17 protein-coding genes are annotated in these 16,021 nt (G+C 65.3%); 7 read left to right on the top strand and 10 right to left on the bottom strand.

The features are described 5' to 3' along the window. Positions 1-25: 25 nt before the first annotated feature. Positions 26-1,054 carry an SPFH domain-containing protein gene (locus tag MTX23_RS05995; protein WP_280975707.1) on the bottom strand — a complete coding sequence of 343 codons (1,029 nt, stop codon included), beginning with the start codon at positions 1,052-1,054 and terminating at the stop codon, positions 26-28. A gap of 203 nt (positions 1,055-1,257) precedes the next feature. Next, a complete protein-coding gene (gene hemH, locus MTX23_RS05990; protein WP_280975706.1) occupies positions 1,258-2,295 on the bottom strand; it encodes a ferrochelatase in 1,038 nt (345 codons plus the stop codon). Between the two features lie 85 nt (positions 2,296-2,380). On the opposite strand from hemH, the gene MTX23_RS05985 reads away from it, so the two are divergent. After that, a complete protein-coding gene (locus tag MTX23_RS05985) occupies positions 2,381-2,779 on the top strand; it encodes an MAPEG family protein (protein ID WP_280977983.1) in 399 nt (132 codons plus the stop codon). 176 nt (positions 2,780-2,955) lie between these two features. Here the strand turns inward: MTX23_RS05985 and MTX23_RS05980 are convergent, their stop codons facing one another. Genes MTX23_RS05980 through MTX23_RS05970 form a run of 3 tightly spaced genes read right to left on the bottom strand, consistent with a single transcriptional unit; the run spans position 2,956 to position 6,783 of the window. Then, entirely contained in the window at positions 2,956-4,062 is a 1,107-nt protein-coding gene (locus tag MTX23_RS05980; RefSeq protein ID WP_280975705.1) for a nickel/cobalt transporter, read from the bottom strand. Beyond that, complete coding sequence (locus MTX23_RS05975) at positions 4,059-4,697, bottom strand: DUF1007 family protein (RefSeq protein WP_280977982.1); 639 nt, start codon at positions 4,695-4,697, stop codon at positions 4,059-4,061. Before MTX23_RS05975 ends, MTX23_RS05980 begins: the two co-directional genes overlap by 4 nt. 10 nt (positions 4,698-4,707) lie before the next feature. Further along, on the bottom strand, positions 4,708-6,783 hold the full coding sequence (locus tag MTX23_RS05970; RefSeq protein ID WP_280975704.1) for a M3 family metallopeptidase: 2,076 nt from the start codon (positions 6,781-6,783) through the stop codon (positions 4,708-4,710). 134 nt (positions 6,784-6,917) lie between these two features. Between MTX23_RS05970 and MTX23_RS05965 the strand changes: the two genes are divergently transcribed. From MTX23_RS05965 to MTX23_RS05940, 6 genes are all read left to right on the top strand, one after another. Next, positions 6,918-7,172, top strand: coding sequence for a hypothetical protein (locus MTX23_RS05965; RefSeq protein WP_280977981.1), 255 nt, complete (start codon positions 6,918-6,920; stop codon positions 7,170-7,172). 655 nt (positions 7,173-7,827) lie between these two features. Further along, a complete protein-coding gene (locus MTX23_RS05960; RefSeq protein WP_280975703.1) occupies positions 7,828-8,970 on the top strand; it encodes a type III PLP-dependent enzyme in 1,143 nt (380 codons plus the stop codon). A 129-nt stretch (positions 8,971-9,099) separates the two neighbouring features. Further along, entirely contained in the window at positions 9,100-9,711 is a 612-nt protein-coding gene (locus MTX23_RS05955; RefSeq protein ID WP_280975702.1) for an N-acetyltransferase, read from the top strand. A 14-nt stretch (positions 9,712-9,725) separates the two neighbouring features. Then, on the top strand, positions 9,726-9,893 hold the full coding sequence (locus tag MTX23_RS05950; RefSeq protein ID WP_280975701.1) for a hypothetical protein: 168 nt from the start codon (positions 9,726-9,728) through the stop codon (positions 9,891-9,893). Between the two features lie 78 nt (positions 9,894-9,971). Next, a complete protein-coding gene (locus tag MTX23_RS05945; protein WP_280975700.1) occupies positions 9,972-10,361 on the top strand; it encodes a RidA family protein in 390 nt (129 codons plus the stop codon). A 40-nt stretch (positions 10,362-10,401) separates the two neighbouring features. After that, on the top strand, positions 10,402-11,832 hold the full coding sequence (locus MTX23_RS05940; protein WP_280975699.1) for a homospermidine synthase: 1,431 nt from the start codon (positions 10,402-10,404) through the stop codon (positions 11,830-11,832). 67 nt (positions 11,833-11,899) lie between these two features. Here MTX23_RS05940 and MTX23_RS05935 read toward each other — a convergent pair whose 3' ends face one another. The 5 genes from MTX23_RS05935 to MTX23_RS05915 form a co-directional block, all read right to left on the bottom strand. Beyond that, positions 11,900-12,640 carry an acetoacetate decarboxylase gene (locus tag MTX23_RS05935; protein ID WP_280975698.1) on the bottom strand — a complete coding sequence of 247 codons (741 nt, stop codon included), beginning with the start codon at positions 12,638-12,640 and terminating at the stop codon, positions 11,900-11,902. Positions 12,641-12,761: 121 nt separating this feature from the next. Further along, the gene (locus MTX23_RS05930) at positions 12,762-13,094 is read right to left on the bottom strand and encodes a hypothetical protein (RefSeq protein WP_280975697.1); all 333 of its coding nucleotides are present in this window, start codon (positions 13,092-13,094) and stop codon (positions 12,762-12,764) included. A 76-nt stretch (positions 13,095-13,170) separates the two neighbouring features. Then, the gene (locus tag MTX23_RS05925) at positions 13,171-13,887 is read right to left on the bottom strand and encodes an MgtC/SapB family protein (RefSeq protein ID WP_280975696.1); all 717 of its coding nucleotides are present in this window, start codon (positions 13,885-13,887) and stop codon (positions 13,171-13,173) included. 30 nt (positions 13,888-13,917) lie between these two features. Beyond that, positions 13,918-14,934, bottom strand: coding sequence for a WD40 repeat domain-containing protein (locus MTX23_RS05920; protein ID WP_280975695.1), 1,017 nt, complete (start codon positions 14,932-14,934; stop codon positions 13,918-13,920). Beyond that, positions 14,934-15,986 carry a GTP-binding protein gene (locus MTX23_RS05915; RefSeq protein WP_280975694.1) on the bottom strand — a complete coding sequence of 351 codons (1,053 nt, stop codon included), beginning with the start codon at positions 15,984-15,986 and terminating at the stop codon, positions 14,934-14,936. Before MTX23_RS05915 ends, MTX23_RS05920 begins: the two co-directional genes overlap by 1 nt. Between the last annotated feature and the right edge of the window lie 35 nt (positions 15,987-16,021).

Genomic DNA, 16,021 nt, shown 5'->3' with positions numbered 1-16,021 from the left:
TTGCGGGCGCGATGCTATCACGCCCTCACCTCTGCGGCGGCATCGGCGGCAGAGTCGGCCCGGCCGGCGGCACTGCCGGCGGAGTTGGCCCAGCCGGCGGCACCGAGCCGCGCCGCGCGGCCGCAGTGGCGGACGCGGCGCTCTCGCCGAACGTGGCGCGCGCGATCTCGCCGATGCCGGCAAGCGAGCCCAGCACGCTCGCGGTCTCGATCGGCAGCATCAGCACCTTCTGGTTCGGCGATTCCGCGAGCAGGCCGAACGCCTTGATGTACTTGTCAGCGATGAAATAGTTCAACGCGGCGACGTCGCCCTTGGCGATCGAGTCCGAGACCATCTGCGTCGCCTTGGCCTCGGCCTCGGCGAGACGCTCGCGCGCCTCGGCATCACGGAAGGCGGCTTCGCGGCGGCCCTCGGCCTGCAGGATCTGGCCTTGCTTGGCGCCCTCGGCGCGCAGGATCTCGGACTGCCGCTGGCCTTCCGCCTGCAGGATGTCGGCGCGCTTGACGCGCTCGGCCTTCATCTGCCGGCCCATCGCCTCGACAAGGTCGGCCGGCGGCACGATGTCCTTGATCTCGATGCGGTTGACCTTGACGCCCCAGGGCGAGACCGCAGCGTCGACCACGCGCAGCAGCCGCTCGTTGATCTCGTCGCGATGCGACAGCACCTGGTCGAGATCCATCGAGCCCATCACCGAGCGGATGTTGGTCATGGTCAGCACGGTGATCGCCTGCGTCAGGTTGGCCACCTCGTAGCTCGCCTTCGCGGCATCGAACACCTGGAAGAACGCGACACCGTCCACCGTCACGGTGGCGTTGTCCTTGGTGATCACCTCCTGCTCGGGGATGTCGATCACCTGCTCCATCATGTTGATCTTGCGGCCGACGCGATCGAAATAGGGCACGATCAGATTGAGGCCCGGCGTCAACGTGCGGGTGTATTTGCCGAACCGCTCGATGGTCCAGTCAAAGCCTTGCGGGACGGTCTTGACCCCGGCAAACAGCGTGACGATGACGAGAAGAACAAACGCGATCGCGAAAATATCGAAACCAGTCATGAAGTCCTCCAGGGCCGGCCAGAACCGTCGCCAGGCGCGGTCCGTGCATTGGTCGGCAGGACTGCTACGCCGGTTCAGCCGGCTGTTCTTTTGACCATTACGTAGGGAGCGGTCTTGCGGGCTGCCAGATGGTATGAAGGCTGAACCGGCGCGGCGTGTCCAGCGTCATGGATCGTTAACAATCTAGATCCAGTCGTTAACAATCAGATCCAGCCTTGCAGCTCGCGCAGCACCAGCTGGCGGATCACGTTCATGCCGCCGTCACTGTCGTTGAGGCAGGGGATCGCGGTGAACTGCTCGCCGCCATTGTGCCTGAAGATCTCGGCATTCTCCTGCGCGATCTCTTCCAGCGTCTCCAGGCAGTCGGCGGAGAAGCCGGGCATGACCACGGCGATCCGCCGCACGCCATCCTTTGCCAGTTTCTCGACGGTCTTGTCCGTATAGGGCTGTAGCCACTCGGCGTTACCGAAACGCGACTGGAAGGTGAGGATCAGCTGCGACGCTTCGAGCCCGAGCCGCTTGCGCAAGGCGTCCGTCGTCGCGATGCACTGAGCCTGATAGGGATCGCCCTTCTCGACATACTCCCTCGGCATGCCGTGGAAGGACGCGAGAATGATTTCGGGCTGAAACCGCATGTCAGCCAGATGCGCATTGATCGACTGCGCCAGCGCCTCGATATAGGCGGGGTCGTCGTAATAAGGCGGCGTCACCCGCAGGATCGGCTGCGCGCGCATGCCGGCCAGCACACGAAACACCTCGTCGCAGACGGTTGCGGAAGTTGCGGCGGAATATTGCGGATAGAGCGGCACGACCAGGAGGCGGCTGCAGCCGTGCGCGGCGAGCGCCTCGATGCGCGACTGGATCGACGGATTCCCGTAGCGCATCGCCCAGTCGATCGTGACGTGCCCGTGATCGGCGATATCGGCCGCAAGCTTCTCGGCCTGCGAGCGCGTGATCGTCTTCAGCGGCGACTCGTTCTTCTCGACGTTCCAGATCTTCAGGTAGTCGCGCGCCTTGCTGCGCGGACGGACGCGCAGGATGATGCCGTTGAGGATCAGCTTCCAGAGCAGGCCCTGATCCTCGATCACCCGCGGATCGGAAAGGAATTCCTTGAGATAGACCCGCACGCCCGCGGCATCGGCCGTATCGGGCGTGCCGAGATTGACCAACAGCACGCCGACGCGCTCGGGCGTCGCTTCCGCGGCCCGCTTCACACTTCCGAAGGGAATGACCGTGCTCATGATGACCTTCGGCTTCGCGCGTTGCTCCAACCTTGTCAAGCCGAGTGCGGGTTGGCTACGTTCCGCTCTGAAAAGGGGAGGAACCATGACGGTCGCCGAATGGTGCGTCTTCGGGACGCTGATGCTTTCGCTTCTGACGATCGCATCGGTGAAATGGATCGGCTTCCGTCGTTTCGACAATTCCCGGCCGCGCGACCCCGGCTTCTACGACGACCCTATCCGGTCGCGGGCGCTCGGCGCCCACCAGAACGGCCTCGAGGCCTTCCCGTTCTTCGCCGTCGCCGTGCTGCTTGCCGAATTCCGCCTCGGCCATTTACGGCTGATCGACGAGCTGGCCGTACTGTTCCTGATCATACGCATCGCCTACGTCTTCACCTATATCGGCAACCGGCCGACACTGCGCTCAATCCTGTGGAGCATCGGTTTCGCGATCAACATCGCAATCTTCTTCCTGCCGGCGATAAGGAGCTATTTGACGAGTTGAGTGAATCCCGTCTCTGGTCCCGTCATGCTGAGGAGGCCGCGGAGCTCGAAGCACGACGGCCACCGGCGGGGCCGTTCATCCTTCGAGGCTCGCTCCGCTCGCACTTCCAGCGACAAAGGCGAAGCCTTTGCGCGGGAATGACGGATCGTTGATGAGATTCGAGCGGCTAGGTAACTTTACAGGCACGTCACCCGTTCGGCGGCGACGTAGCCGAACAGCAGACCCAACCCAAACAGCAGCACGAGCGCGGCGGCGGCGAATTCCAGGCCGCGCATGAACAGCATGCCGCCGCCGTCGCGCGCCGCGCTGAGCTTCTCGGCTACCCCGCGTGCTGATACCGCCACGATGGCGATTGCCGCCACCGTGATCGCGGTGCCGAGCCCCATCACGAAGGTCGCGGCGATGCCGGCCCAGATCAGTCCCTGCGCCAGCGCGAACACCAGCACGAGGATTGCGCCCGAGCACGGCCGGATCCCGACCGCCACAATCGCGCTCAGGCCGCGCTGCCAGCCGCCGGGACCGGCGAGTTCGGCCGGCGTCGGTCCGTGCGAATGGCCGCAATGCTCGTCATGGACGTGGTTCGGGTCATGATCGTGGTTATGGCCGTGATCATGCCCATGATGATGATCGTGATGCTCGTGGGCATGGTGATGGTGCTGGTCGTGCTCATGGTCGCGGTCGCCATGACCGTGGGCGCCTGCCATCGCCAGCGCCGGGCGCGGCACCTGCAGCGCCCGGATCAGGCCGCGGCCTTTGACCCAGAGCAGCCGGGCGCCGAAGGCCGCGATCAGCGCGTAGCTCGTGATCTCGATCGCCTTCTCCGCCCCGCACATCGTCTTCGCCGTCGCATTGAGCAGCCAGGCGCAGATCCCGACGACGACGATAGCGACCAGCGACTGCAACAGCGCTGAGGCGAACGACAGCACGATGCCGCGGCGGGTGGTCTCGCGATTGGCGACCAGATAGGACGAGATCACCGCCTTGCCGTGGCCGGGCCCTGCGGCGTGGAAGATCCCATAGGCAAAGGAGATCGCCAGCAGCGTCCAGACCGCCGAGCCGTCGGATTTGGCGGCGCGGATGGTGGCGGACATCTCGCGGTAGAACTCCGACTGCTTGGCAAGCAGCCAGCCGACGAGGCCGCCCTGCGGCTCGGCCGCGCGCGGCGCGCCGAACGGATTCTGCGCCAGCAGCGCATGGGCCGCGGCATCGAGCACGACCACCGCACCCAGCACGGCGCCCGAGATGGCAAGGCCGCGCATCATGCGGGGCAGCATTGTCGTCATGGACAATCCACCACGATCTTGTTGGCGAACATCATGCCGAAATTGCCGTTGCCGCCGTCCAGGAAGTTCTGCTCGCCGAGCTTCTGCGCGGCAGCGGTGCCGTCATTCGGCCGCTCGAACTGCATCTTGCAGTCGGCCGATGCGCCGACCAGCTTGACCGGATCCTGGTCGGCGTATTGGAAGTCGATGAAGTAGGTGGGATCGAACACTTCGAGCGCAAGCTGCCTGGCCTTGAACGGCGTCTTCACCGGTAGCGTGAAGTGCAGGGTCAGCGCCGTGTCCCTGTATTCGAGGAAGTAGTCGACCGGCTCGGTGAACTTCTGCTTCTTGCCGTCGGCCTTGGCGAAGGTGAAATAGGCGTATTCCTTCAGCGACTCGACATTGGTCTGTGCCAGCGGCGCCAGCTCCTCGCGGCTGTAGGTGCCCTTGGTCTTGGCCTCGATGCCCTGCAGCGCATAGGTTGAGAACATGTCGTCGAAGGTCCAGGCGTGGCGGACCCCGGTGATGGTGCCGTCGGGGGCATAGATCAGCTCGCTCCTCGCCGTGATCCAGACATGGGGATGGGCAGAAGCGGCGGCCGTGCCGAGCAGAACGGTCCCCGTCAGCACGAGCCAGCCGACGAAGCGGCGGAGGATCGGCGCCACCTCAGGCCGCCTCTGGCGTCTCGAGCAGGCCGCGCCGACGCAGCAGCGCGTCCGGCTCGGGCTCGCGGCCGCGAAAGGCGACATAGGCTTCCTCGGGATCGCGCGAGCCGCCCGACGAATAGATGTCGTCATGCAGCCGCTTGGCGGTCGCGGGATCGAAGATGTCGCCGGCCTCCTCGAAGGCGCCGAACGCGTCGGCATCCATCACCTCCGACCACATGTAGCTGTAATAGCCCGAGGCATAATGGTCGCCGGAGAAGATGTGGCCGAACTGGGTCGGGCGGTGCCGCAGCGAGATTTCGGCGGGCATGCCGATCTTCTCCAGCTCCTGCTTCTCGAATGCCCGGACGTCGCGGCTGGCCGCGGCCGGCTGGGTGTGGAATTCGAGGTCGACCAGCGCCGAGGAGACGAACTCCACGGTGGCAAAGCCCTGGTTGAACCTGCGCGCGGCCAGGAAGCGCTTGAGCAGGTCGTCCGGCGACGGCTCGCCGGTCTGGTAGTGCCGGGCGAAGCGCTGCAGCACCTCGGGCCGCTCCTGCCAGTGCTCGTAGAGCTGCGACGGCAGCTCGACGAAATCGGTGAACACGGAGGTTCCCGACAGCGAGGGGTAGGTCACGTCCGAGAGCATGCCGTGCAGGGCGTGGCCGAACTCGTGGAACAGGGTCCGCGCGTCATCCGGCGACAGCAGCGACGGCGCGCCGTCCGCGCCCTTCGCGAAGTTGCAGACATTGATGACCAGCGGGGCCACGTCGCCGTCGAGCTTCTGCTGGTCGCGCAGCGAGGTCATCCAGGCACCGGAGCGCTTCGAAGGCCGGGCGAAGTAATCACCGTAGAACAGCGCCTTGTGATTGCCGGCGCGGTCCTTAACCTCCCAGACCCGCACGTCGGGGTGCCAGACCGGGATATCCTTGCGTTCCTCGAAGGTGACGCCGAACAGGCGGGTGGCGCAGTCGAACGCGGCCTCGATCATGTGGTCGAGCACCATATAGGGCTTGATCGCGGCATCGTCGAAATTGGCCCGCCGCTGCCGGAGCTTCTCGGCATAATAGCGCCAGTCCCACGGCGCGAGGGCGAAATTGCCGCCCTCCTCCGCGATCAGTTCCTGCAGCGCGTCGCGGTCGGCAAGCGCCCGCGCGCGCGCCGGCTTCCAGACCCGCTCCAGCAATCCACGGACCGCCTCGGGCGTCTTGGCCATGGAATCCTCGAGCCGGTAGGCGGCGAAGGTCGGGTAACCCAGAATCTTTGCGCTCTCCTCGCGGAGCGAAAGGATCTCCACGATGGTCTCGTTGTTGTCATTGGCGTTGCCATTGTCGCCGCGGGCGATGAAGGCCTTGTAGACCTTCTCGCGCAGGTCGCGGCGAGCGGAGCTCTGCAGGAACGGCTCGACCGAGGAGCGCGACAGCGTCACGATCGCCTTGCCGGGCTTGCCGCGCTCTTCCGCCGCAGCCCTGGCGGCCGCCACAAATGTGTCGGAGAGGCCGGCGAGGTCGCCCTCGCCGAGCTCCAGCGACCACTCCTGCTCGTCGCCTAGCAGATGATGGCTGAAGGACGTGCCCAGATGGGCGACGCGCTCGTTGATCTCAGCCATCCGCGCCTTGGCGGCGTCGTCGAGGCCGGCGCCGGCGCGGCGGAAGCGGGTGTAGGTGCGTTCCAGCAGCCGCATCTGCTCACCGGTCAGGCCGAGCGAGGCGCGCTTCTCGTGCAGCATGGCGATGCGGCCAAACAGCACAGCGTTCATCATGATCGGATTCCAGTGCCGCGCCATCCGCAGCGACACCTCCTTGTCGATCTCGAGGATCGCGGGGTTCGAATGAGCCGAGACCAGATCGTAGAACACGGCCGAAACCTTCGACAGCAGCTTGCCGGAGCGTTCCAGCGCGGTGATGGTGTTGGCAAAGTCGGGCAGCGCCGGATCATGGGTGATCGCAGCGATTTCCGCCGAATGATCGGCGAAGGCCTGCTCGAAAGCGGGGAGGAAATGCTCCGGCTCGATCTCGGCGAAGGGCGGCGTCTCGAACGGCGTCTGCCACGCCTTCAGGAGGGGGTTGGCCTGAGCCTGCGCGCTGGTTTCCGACATCAGATGTTCCGTTTTTCGCCTTGAAAATGCGGCGAGTCTATATCACGCGATACGGCATTTTTGGGCCTTTTGCGCTTGATAGATGGGCGCTTTTCGGAGAGATTGCGCCCCTGAACAGGACCTATTCCATGACCATGCAGCCCTCCACCTCAGGCAACCGCACCATCGTCTGGCCGAGCGTCATCACCGTGATCTCGGCGGCGATCCTGATCGGCGCGGAAGTGTTCGGCGCGGCGTTCGCCGGCGGCTGGGCGCTCGCGATTCTGTTCGGGCTGAACGACGTCGGCGCACACATCGTGCAAGCCGTGCTGTTCGGCATCGGCGTCCTGATCATGATCGCCTTCGTTCGCGCCGCTCAGCGCGTCGAGCCGTTCACGCGTCGCGCGTGAGACCAGCGATTCAAGAAAGCGCTGCGGCACAAGGCTAAAACGCACACGCTTCGTTAGTCATTCTTAACAGCTGTTCATCTTCCACACGCTGAAGCGAGCGACACGCGCGAGATCGCAAGCGCGCGTTAGGGAAATTTGTCGCTATCGCAAAAAAAATCTTGCGCGACAAAGTCAAAAGACTTATTTCCTCGCTTGCCCAATTTCGCACGTGCCTGTGGTCGTGTGTCAGTCGGTAGGTATCCGGACAAGAGGCCGGACAGCCGCCAAGGGATGGAAGAACCGAGGGTCGCCGAGCAGGCGGCCAGCATCTCTCTCCAGGGATGCCGTTGAAGGTCTCGCCACTCCTTGCAACCGTGACTGGCAGCCGGAGGCGAACCGGCGCACCCCGCTCTCCACGGGGGACGCGACTTAAAGCAACGACGGATCGGGCTTTTTTGGTCTCTACCGGCAGTCCAACGCCGGCGCGGGCTACTGAAAAGGCTTGTCCTTCATTGCCAGGTGAGCGGGCGGGAGACTCTCCCAACCAATCCACGGCAGCACAGTCTGGTTTGAGTTTTTTGGCTTCGTTGCGCCTCCATCGCGCGATACGGCCAAAGCGCTCTTATCCGACGTCACGTTGAGCGGATCCCCGTCGCTGGGGCCGTTGGAGAGTGCCATGACTGAACGTATCCAGGAATTCCTGCGCAACCGCCGCAGCGAGGGCCTCGACACCGAGCCGTGCCTCGTCGTCGACCTCGAAGTCGTGCGCGACAACTATCAGAGCTTCGCCAAGGCGCTGCCGGACAGCCGCGTGTTCTACGCGGTGAAGGCGAACCCGGCGCCCGAGGTGCTGTCGCTGCTCGCCTCGCTCGGCTCCTGCTTCGACACCGCCACCGTCGCGGAGATCGAGATGACGCTGGCCGCTGGTGCGACGCCGGACCGCATCTCCTATGGCAACACCATCAAGAAGGAGCGCGACATCGCGCGCGCCTTCGCGCTCGGCATTCGGCTGTTTGCGGTCGACTGCGCCGCCGAGGTCGAGAAGGTCGCCCGTGCCGCTCCCGGCGCCCGGGTGTTCTGCCGCATCCTCTATGACTGCGCCGGCGCCGAGTGGCCGCTGTCGCGCAAGTTCGGCTGCGATCCGGAGATGGCGGTGGAGGTGCTCGACCTCGCCAAGCGCCTCGGGCTCGATCCGTGCGGCATCTCGTTCCATGTCGGCTCGCAGCAGCGCAAGGTGAAGGCGTGGGACCGCGCGCTCGCCATGGCGTCGACCGTGTTTCGCGACTGCGCCGAGCGCGGCATCAACCTGACCATGGTCAACATGGGCGGCGGCTTCCCGACCAAGTACCTCAAGGACGTCCCCCCGGTCGTGCAGTACGGCCGGTCGATCTTCCGCGCGCTGCGCAAGCATTTCGGCAACCAGATCCCGGAGACGATCATCGAACCGGGCCGCGGCATGGTCGGCAATGCGGGCGTCATCGAGACCGAGGTCGTGCTGATCTCGCGGAAGAGCGACGAGGACGAGGTGCGCTGGGTCTATCTCGACATCGGCAAGTTCGGCGGTCTCGCCGAGACCATGGACGAGTCGATCCGCTACGCCATCCGCACCCCGCATGACGGGGCGGACATGACGCCATGCGTGCTCGCAGGTCCGACCTGCGATAGCGCCGACGTGCTGTACGAGAAGCTGCCGTATCCGCTCCCGGTGACGCTCGAGATCGGCGACAAGCTGCTGATCGAAGGCACCGGCGCCTATACGTCGACCTACTCGTCGGTGGCGTTCAACGGCATTCCGCCGCTGAAGACCTACCACATCTGATCCGCCTCCTGTTCGAGGCCTGACGAACCGGGAGCCGGCCCGCCGGCTCCTTCCCTGACCATTTTCGAATCTCTGAACGACGCTTGCCGCGGCGTGCCACATGCCGTTGCAAGCGGGGACTGACGTGCCATGACTGCAAAACGGAACGCCCCCGTTGCCCTCATCCGGAATGCCGCTCCGTTCGCGATCCGTGCGGAGCGGGCATCGGACGTCGTCGCGCGCGAAGCGCTGCTGGATGCCTGCTTTGGCGAGAACCGCCATACGCGCACCTGCCAGCGCCTGCGTGACGGACGCGCGCCTGCCGCAGGCCTGAGCCTGTCGGCCGTGCGCCAGGACGGCCGGCTGGTTGGAACCGTGCGGTTGTGGCACGTCAGCGCGGGGGGCCGCAGCGCGCTGATGCTGGGGCCGCTGGCAGTTGACGACGACTGTCGCGGCCTCGGTGTCGGCGCCGCGCTGATGCAGCGCGCGCTGGCTGTCGCTAAGGCGAGCGGCCATCGCGCGGTGATCCTGCTCGGCGACGCCCCCTATTACGCCCGCTTCGGCTTCTCGACCGCCAGGACCGGCGCGCTCTCGCTGCCGGGCGCGTTCGAGCGCGAGCGGCTGCTCGCAATCGAGCTCGTTGACGGCGCCCTCGACGGCGCCTGGGGCATGATCACGCCGACCGGCGCGTTGCTGCCCAAGGCCAAGGCATCCCGCGCCCGCAACCGGAAGGCACCACTCGCCGTGCCGCACGCGGCGTAAGGAGCCCGCTCGCCATGTCCGAGAACCTTCCCGCAACCGATGTCGCGCGCCCGCGCCTGCGCAGCCTCGTCACCACGGTCATGCTGGTCCTGATTTCAGTCATGATCGTCAGGGACATCCTGGTGCGACGCTTGGCCGCCACGCCGCCGTCGCCGCCCGACACCACCCAGCAATCGCGCTGAGGCTGCCACAAGGGTTGCACGGGCGCGCAGATTGCCCGTAAACCCCGCGCCAAGCCCCCTTTCAGTCGAGGTCCGAACATGCCCCGTCGCCTGATTTCCACCGGCTCGCCCTTTGAAAAGACCGCCGGCTACAGCCGTGCCGTGATCGACGGCGACTTCGCCTTCGTCGCCGGAACCACCGGCTACGACTACACCACGATGACCATGCCTGATGATGTCACGAGCCAGTCACGTAACTGCTTCAAGACCATCGAGGCAGCGCTCAAAGAGGGCGGCTTTGCGATGGCCGACATCGTCCGCGCGACCTACTACCTGACCGACGTCAACGACGCGGACGCCCATTTCGCGGTCTGTGGCGAGGTTCTCGGCGACATCCGTCCGGCGGCGACGCTGCTGATCGTCGCGGGGCTCCTGAAGCCCGAGATGAAGGTCGAGATCGAAGTCACCGCGAAGCGACGCAACCCCTGATCCACTCTACCCGCCGCTAGGCACTCTCCTGGAGAAAATGATGAGCCCCTCCTCGCAGATCTACGCGAAAATTTCCGGCCCCATTGTCATGATCGGCTTCGGCTCGATCGGCAAGGGCACCTTGCCTTTGATCGAGCGCCATTTCGACTATGACAAGTCGCGTTTCGTGATCATCGATCCGCATGAGGATGGCGAGCTCGCCAAGCAGCACGGCGTGCGCTTCATCAAGCAAGCCGTCACCCGCGACAATTATCGCGACCTGCTGGTGCCGCTGCTCACCGCCGGCGGTGGCCAGGGCTTCTGCGTCAATCTCTCGGTCGACACCTCCTCAGTCGACATCATGTCGCTGTGCCGCGAGATCGGCGCGCTCTACATCGACACCGTAGTCGAGCCGTGGGCCGGCTTCTATTTCGACAAGAACATCGGCTCCGAAGGCCGCACCAACTACGCGCTGCGCGAGACGCTGCTCGCGGCCAAGCACAAGAGCCCGGGCGGCACGACCGCGGTCTCGACCTGCGGCGCCAACCCCGGCATGGTGTCGTGGTTCGTCAAGCAGGCGCTGCTCAACATCGCCCGCGACACCGGCCTCGAATTCAACGAGCCGAAGAGCCGCGAGGGCTGGGGCCAGCTCGCCCACAAGCTCGGCGTCAAGGGCATCCACATTGCCGAGCGCGACACCCAGCGCTCCAAGAAGCCGAAGCCGATGAACGTGTTCGTCAACACCTGGTCGGTGGAGGGCTTCGTGTCCGAGGGCCTGCAGCCGGCCGAGCTCGGCTGGGGCACCCACGAGAAGTGGATGCCGGAGAACGGCCGCACGCACGAACACGGATGTCAGGCGGCGATCTATCTGCAGCAGCCCGGAGCCAACACCCGCGTGCGCTCCTGGTGTCCGACGCCGGGCGAGCAGTACGGCTTCCTCGTCACCCACAACGAGGCGATCTCGATCGCCGACTATTTCACGGTGCGCGACGGCTCGAAGGTGATCTACCGCCCGACCTGCCACTACGCCTATCACCCGGCCAATGACGCGGTGCTGTCGCTGCACGAGATGTTCGGCGCGGAAGGCAAGATGCAGCCGAAGTGGCACATCCTCGACGAGAACGAGATCGAGGACGGCGTCGACGAGCTCGGCGTGCTGGTCTACGGCCACGCCAAGAACGCCTATTGGTACGGCTCGCAGCTCTCGATCGAGGAGACCCGCCGCATCTGTCCGTACCAGAACGCCACCGGCATGCAGGTGTCGTCCGCCGTGCTCGCGGGCATGGTGTGGGCGCTGGAGAATCCGGAAGCCGGTATCGTCGAAGCCGACGAGATGGACTTCCGCCGCTGCCTCGAGATCCAGCTGCCGTATCTCGGGCCGGTCAACGGCTTCTACACCGACTGGACCCCGCTGAACGACCGGCCCGGCCTGTTCCCGGAGGACATCGACACCTCCGATCCGTGGCAGTTCCGAAACATCCTGGTGCGGTGATCGCTCACCGTGCCAACGCCAACGAAATGCCCGGCCCTGCGCCGGGCATTTTGCTGTCGGCTACAGCTCACCTCGCCATGTAGTCGAACGCCACCGTCCCCAGTCCCAGCGTCAGATCCGCCTTGTAGTGCAGCGCCGAGACCACCTCGCGCACCGGCAGGCGGGCGACGTCGCAGAGCGCGTGGGGAAACAGGCCGAGCGCGGCCGGGCCGGTCCAGGCCTCCTTCAACGTGATGTCCTCGAGATGAAAGCGCACGAGCTCGCAGATCCGCGGGCTGCCGTCGACATGCGGGATGATCTTGAGGATGAAGTTCGGGACCTTCATCGCGTCCAATAAAGTGTCGTGGTCGATCTTGCGATGCTTGTAGCCCATGGTGGCGGAGGCGCAGAGCACCGAGCCGTAATGCAGCGAGCCGACCAGCACGTCGCTCTCGACCTCGATCTTGGGCCGCGCCAGCTTCTTCGGAAATCCCCACAGCTCGCGCCCGCCGGCGATCGGGCCTTCGTCGTCGAGGTACATCGCGTGGGTGTAGGCGCCCTCCTCACCCCTGAAGCGGACCGGGATCACCTGTCCGGTTTCGGTATAGTCGCCGAAGCCGGTCGAGTCGGGCATGCGGATGAATTCGTACTTCACCACCGGCTCCGCGACCTCGAGCGGCTCGGGCACGATGGCCGCGAGCGCCTCCGGATCGGTCTTGTAGGTGATGATGAAATATTCCCGGTCGAAGAACCGATAGGGCCCCGGCGGAAACGACGGATTGGTGAGCGGCATCGAATAGGCGTTGCGCCTGACGTCCTCGATCTTCATGGAATGCCCCATCTGGCGTTGCTGTGACGCGGATTATGGGGCGGGCGAGCGGCCGAGGCGAGACTGGAAAATCGGCATCGATCGTCAAATGCGCGTCACAATGCGCAGGCTCGCGAGCGGCCTATTTCTGCTTGATCGGCGGCGCGGTCTTCTCGGCGGGCGCCGGGGGCAGCACCGGCTTGGCGCCCTCCTTCTGCGCGTTGGCGTCCGGATGGACTGGCTCCGGCGCCGGTGTGGTCGGACGGTCGCCACCGGGCTTCGACTCCGCCGGCGGCGCGGTCTTCTGCGGCTCCGGCGTAGGCTTCAGCGGTTGCGTCGCCTGCGCCACGTGCTCGGGAGTGGTCGCGTAGATCTCGCGCAGCGAAAGGCCCGCTACCGCGACGCCAGCCATCACCAGCGCGGCGGCGATCAGCATGTGTTTGCGATACGTTTGCCTGGTATGATCCGCAGCCATCTCGTCCACTCGCGAGTTATCCGCGATCTCAACGATCCTGCTCCGGCATGGTTCCTTGGCGTGAGGCCACAGGAACTCAGTCCGCGGTGTTGCTTTCCCAGGTTGCGTGGCGCACGCCGGGCTGGCGTTCGAGGTCGGTGACGACGGCATTCAGCTCGCTCGGATCGATCGCGGTCGAGACCAGCGTCGCCACGACCTCCGGAAGGCCATCACCGACCTCGACCACCGCGACATCGGCGACCGGATAGCTCGCCGCTTCGAGCTTCTCCACCAGGCGGTCGCGCATCGCGGGCAGCGCCTCCGTGGTCACCGCGACCTTGACGTAATAGGTCGCCTCCGAGGCCTTCTCGTCGAGCGGGATGCGGTTGATGGCATTGACGAGCGGACGCAGCAGCGTATTGCCGGCGATCACGAACACAGTCAGCGCCACCGCCTGCGCGACCAGGTCGGCACCGGCGCAGGAGCCGACCGCGGCCGAGGCCCACAGTGTCGCGGCGGTGTTGAGACCGCGCACGTCCATGCCCTGCTTCATGATGACGCCGGCGCCGAGGAAGCCGATGCCCGACACGACATAGGCGATCACCCGCACCGCGCCGTCGGCACCCGCCAGATGCATCGCAAGGTCGACGAAGGCGGCAGCGCCGACCGCGACCAGCACGTTGGTACGCAGGCCCGCGGTGCGCTGCCGGTACTGCCGCTCCGCCCCGATCAGCGTGCCGAGCACGAAGGCAGAAGCCAGACTGATCAGTGTGTCGATGAAGTCGGCGGTCTGGAACGTCGCAAGAAATCGCATGGCACCTGCCCGGCTGGATGCCGCGATCTCTTACATTTCCAGAATGCCCGCGTCACCATCTTCCGCGCCGAAGGCGAGCAGCGTGCCCTTGGCATTCCACGCCAGCCCCGAGACCGCCGCGCCGCCGTTCCTCCGCACCAGGATCTCGGCGCCGTCCTCGAGCCGGACCATCAGCACCGTGCCGTCGCTGTAGCCGACCGCCATGATGTCGTTCTTCGGATGGCAGGCGACCACAGCAACCCGCGCCGGCATCGGCGCCAGCATCGCCGGCTCCTTGCCCATCGGGCCGTCCTTGCTGGTGAACGGCCAGACGATCACGGTATCGGCGCCCGAGGTGGCAAGCCCCTTGCCGCCGGCGCTCCATGACATCGAGCGCACGCGGCCGGGATAGCCGCTCATCCGCATGTGCCTGTTGTCGGCGAGCCGCCAGCCATGCATCGCGGGCTCGTGCATCGCGGTCACCAGGAACTTGTTGTCCGGGCTGAAGGTGACGGCGAGATGCGAGCCGGCCCATTCCAGGAATTCCGGATTGGCCGCCATGTTGGGAAACCACAATGTCACGCCGCCGTAATGCGCGATCGCGAGCCGCAGCCCCTTGGGCGCAAAGGCGAGCCCACCGACCGTCGACGGCACCTCAAAACTCTTGTCCTCGCCCTTGGGGCTGCGGACGAAGGCGGTCTTGCCCGCCGACCACGCCACCGTGCCGTCGGTATGCAGTGCGACGTTATCGATCCAGCGCCGCTTGGCATCGGTCGCGATCGTCGAGGTCTCGCCCTTCGCGTCTGTTACGATCAGCTTGCCGTCGTCGCCGCCGGAGACGAGCCGTTTGCCGTCGGAGGCCGCGCACAGGATGGCGCCAAAATGCGTCGGCACGCGGGTGATCTCGCCATCGGCGGTCGCGATCGCCACACTCTCTTCCGCACCGACGAAGAACGCACGGTCGCCGAGGAAATGCACCGAACCCACGGCGGCGCCGAGCGGGAGCAGCTTGACGCGGTCGGTGATCGAAACGATGGAGGGCCCGTCGGGCGCGTCGAAATCGCTCATCACGTGGTGATGCACTGCTCGAAGCCGTCGCGGATCGCCTGTTCGGGCAGATCGCGACCGATGAACACGACCCGGCTTTCGCGCTTCTCGCCGTCCTTCCATTTCCGCTGGTGATCGCCCTCGAGCATCATGTGGACGCCCTGGAAAACGTAGCGGTCGTCATCGCCGGTGAAGGCGAGGATGCCCTTCGAGCGCAAGATCTTCTGGCCTTCGGTGGCGACGAGCTGCTGCAGCCACGGCATGAACTTGGTCGGATCGAGCGGCTTCTCCGAGCGCAGCGACAGCGACTGCATGTCCTCGTCGTGATAGTGCTTCAGCCCGCCATGGTCGTGATCATGATGGTGGTGATGGTCATGGTCGTGATGGTGATCATCGTGGTCATGATCGTGATCGTCGCCGGCCTCGAGGAAATCCGGCTCGATCTCCAGGATGCGGTCGAGATCGAATGCGCCGCGCTCCAGCACATCGGTCAGCCCCACTTGGCAACGCTCGGTGCGGTGCAGCTTGGCATAGGGGTTGATGCCGCGGATGCGAGCCTCGACCTCGGCGAGCTCGGGCTTCGAGACCAGATCGGTCTTGTTCAGCACGATGACATCGGCGAAGGCGATCTGGTTCTTGGCCTCGGGCGCGTCCTTGAGGCGATCGCTCAGCCACTTGGCGTCGGCCACCGTCACGACGGCATCGAGCCGGGCATTCTTCTGCACGTCCTCGTCGACGAAGAAGGTCTGCGCGACCGGCGCCGGATCGGCGAGACCGGTGGTCTCGACGATGATGGCGTCGAACTTGCCCTTGCGCTTCATCAACCCGTCCATGATGCGGACGAGGTCGCCGCGCACGGTGCAGCAGACGCAGCCATTGTTCATCTCGAACACTTCTTCGTCGGCGCCGATGATGAGGTCGTTGTCGATGCCGATTTCACCGAATTCGTTGACGATCACGGCATATTTCTTGCCATGGTTCTCCGACAGGATGCGGTTCAAAAGCGTGGTCTTCCCGGCGCCGAGATAGCCCGTCAGCACGGTCACAGGAATCTTTTGCGATGCTTCAGCCATAACAACTCCGAGGAACTTGAAAGGCGCTCAACCCA

The sequence above is a fragment of the Bradyrhizobium sp. ISRA436 genome (assembly GCF_029910015.1).
GTDB lineage: Bacteria > Pseudomonadota > Alphaproteobacteria > Rhizobiales > Xanthobacteraceae > Bradyrhizobium.
This window is presented reverse-complemented; position numbering and strand designations above follow the sequence as displayed.

Coding starts and splice junctions, on each gene's coding strand:
- MTX23_RS05995 (WP_280975707.1), bottom strand. CDS start 1,054: ATGACTGGTTTCGATATTTTCGCGATCGCGTTTGTTCTTCTCGTCATC.
- hemH (WP_280975706.1), bottom strand. CDS start 2,295: ATGAGCACGGTCATTCCCTTCGGAAGTGTGAAGCGGGCCGCGGAAGCG.
- MTX23_RS05985 (WP_280977983.1), top strand. CDS start 2,381: ATGACGGTCGCCGAATGGTGCGTCTTCGGGACGCTGATGCTTTCGCTT.
- MTX23_RS05980 (WP_280975705.1), bottom strand. CDS start 4,062: ATGACGACAATGCTGCCCCGCATGATGCGCGGCCTTGCCATCTCGGGC.
- MTX23_RS05970 (WP_280975704.1), bottom strand. CDS start 6,783: ATGTCGGAAACCAGCGCGCAGGCTCAGGCCAACCCCCTCCTGAAGGCG.
- MTX23_RS05965 (WP_280977981.1), top strand. CDS start 6,918: ATGCAGCCCTCCACCTCAGGCAACCGCACCATCGTCTGGCCGAGCGTC.
- MTX23_RS05960 (WP_280975703.1), top strand. CDS start 7,828: ATGACTGAACGTATCCAGGAATTCCTGCGCAACCGCCGCAGCGAGGGC.
- MTX23_RS05955 (WP_280975702.1), top strand. CDS start 9,100: ATGACTGCAAAACGGAACGCCCCCGTTGCCCTCATCCGGAATGCCGCT.
- MTX23_RS05950 (WP_280975701.1), top strand. CDS start 9,726: ATGTCCGAGAACCTTCCCGCAACCGATGTCGCGCGCCCGCGCCTGCGC.
- MTX23_RS05945 (WP_280975700.1), top strand. CDS start 9,972: ATGCCCCGTCGCCTGATTTCCACCGGCTCGCCCTTTGAAAAGACCGCC.
- MTX23_RS05940 (WP_280975699.1), top strand. CDS start 10,402: ATGAGCCCCTCCTCGCAGATCTACGCGAAAATTTCCGGCCCCATTGTC.
- MTX23_RS05935 (WP_280975698.1), bottom strand. CDS start 12,640: ATGAAGATCGAGGACGTCAGGCGCAACGCCTATTCGATGCCGCTCACC.
- MTX23_RS05930 (WP_280975697.1), bottom strand. CDS start 13,094: ATGGCTGCGGATCATACCAGGCAAACGTATCGCAAACACATGCTGATC.
- MTX23_RS05925 (WP_280975696.1), bottom strand. CDS start 13,887: ATGCGATTTCTTGCGACGTTCCAGACCGCCGACTTCATCGACACACTG.
- MTX23_RS05920 (WP_280975695.1), bottom strand. CDS start 14,934: ATGAGCGATTTCGACGCGCCCGACGGGCCCTCCATCGTTTCGATCACC.
- MTX23_RS05915 (WP_280975694.1), bottom strand. CDS start 15,986: ATGGCTGAAGCATCGCAAAAGATTCCTGTGACCGTGCTGACGGGCTAT.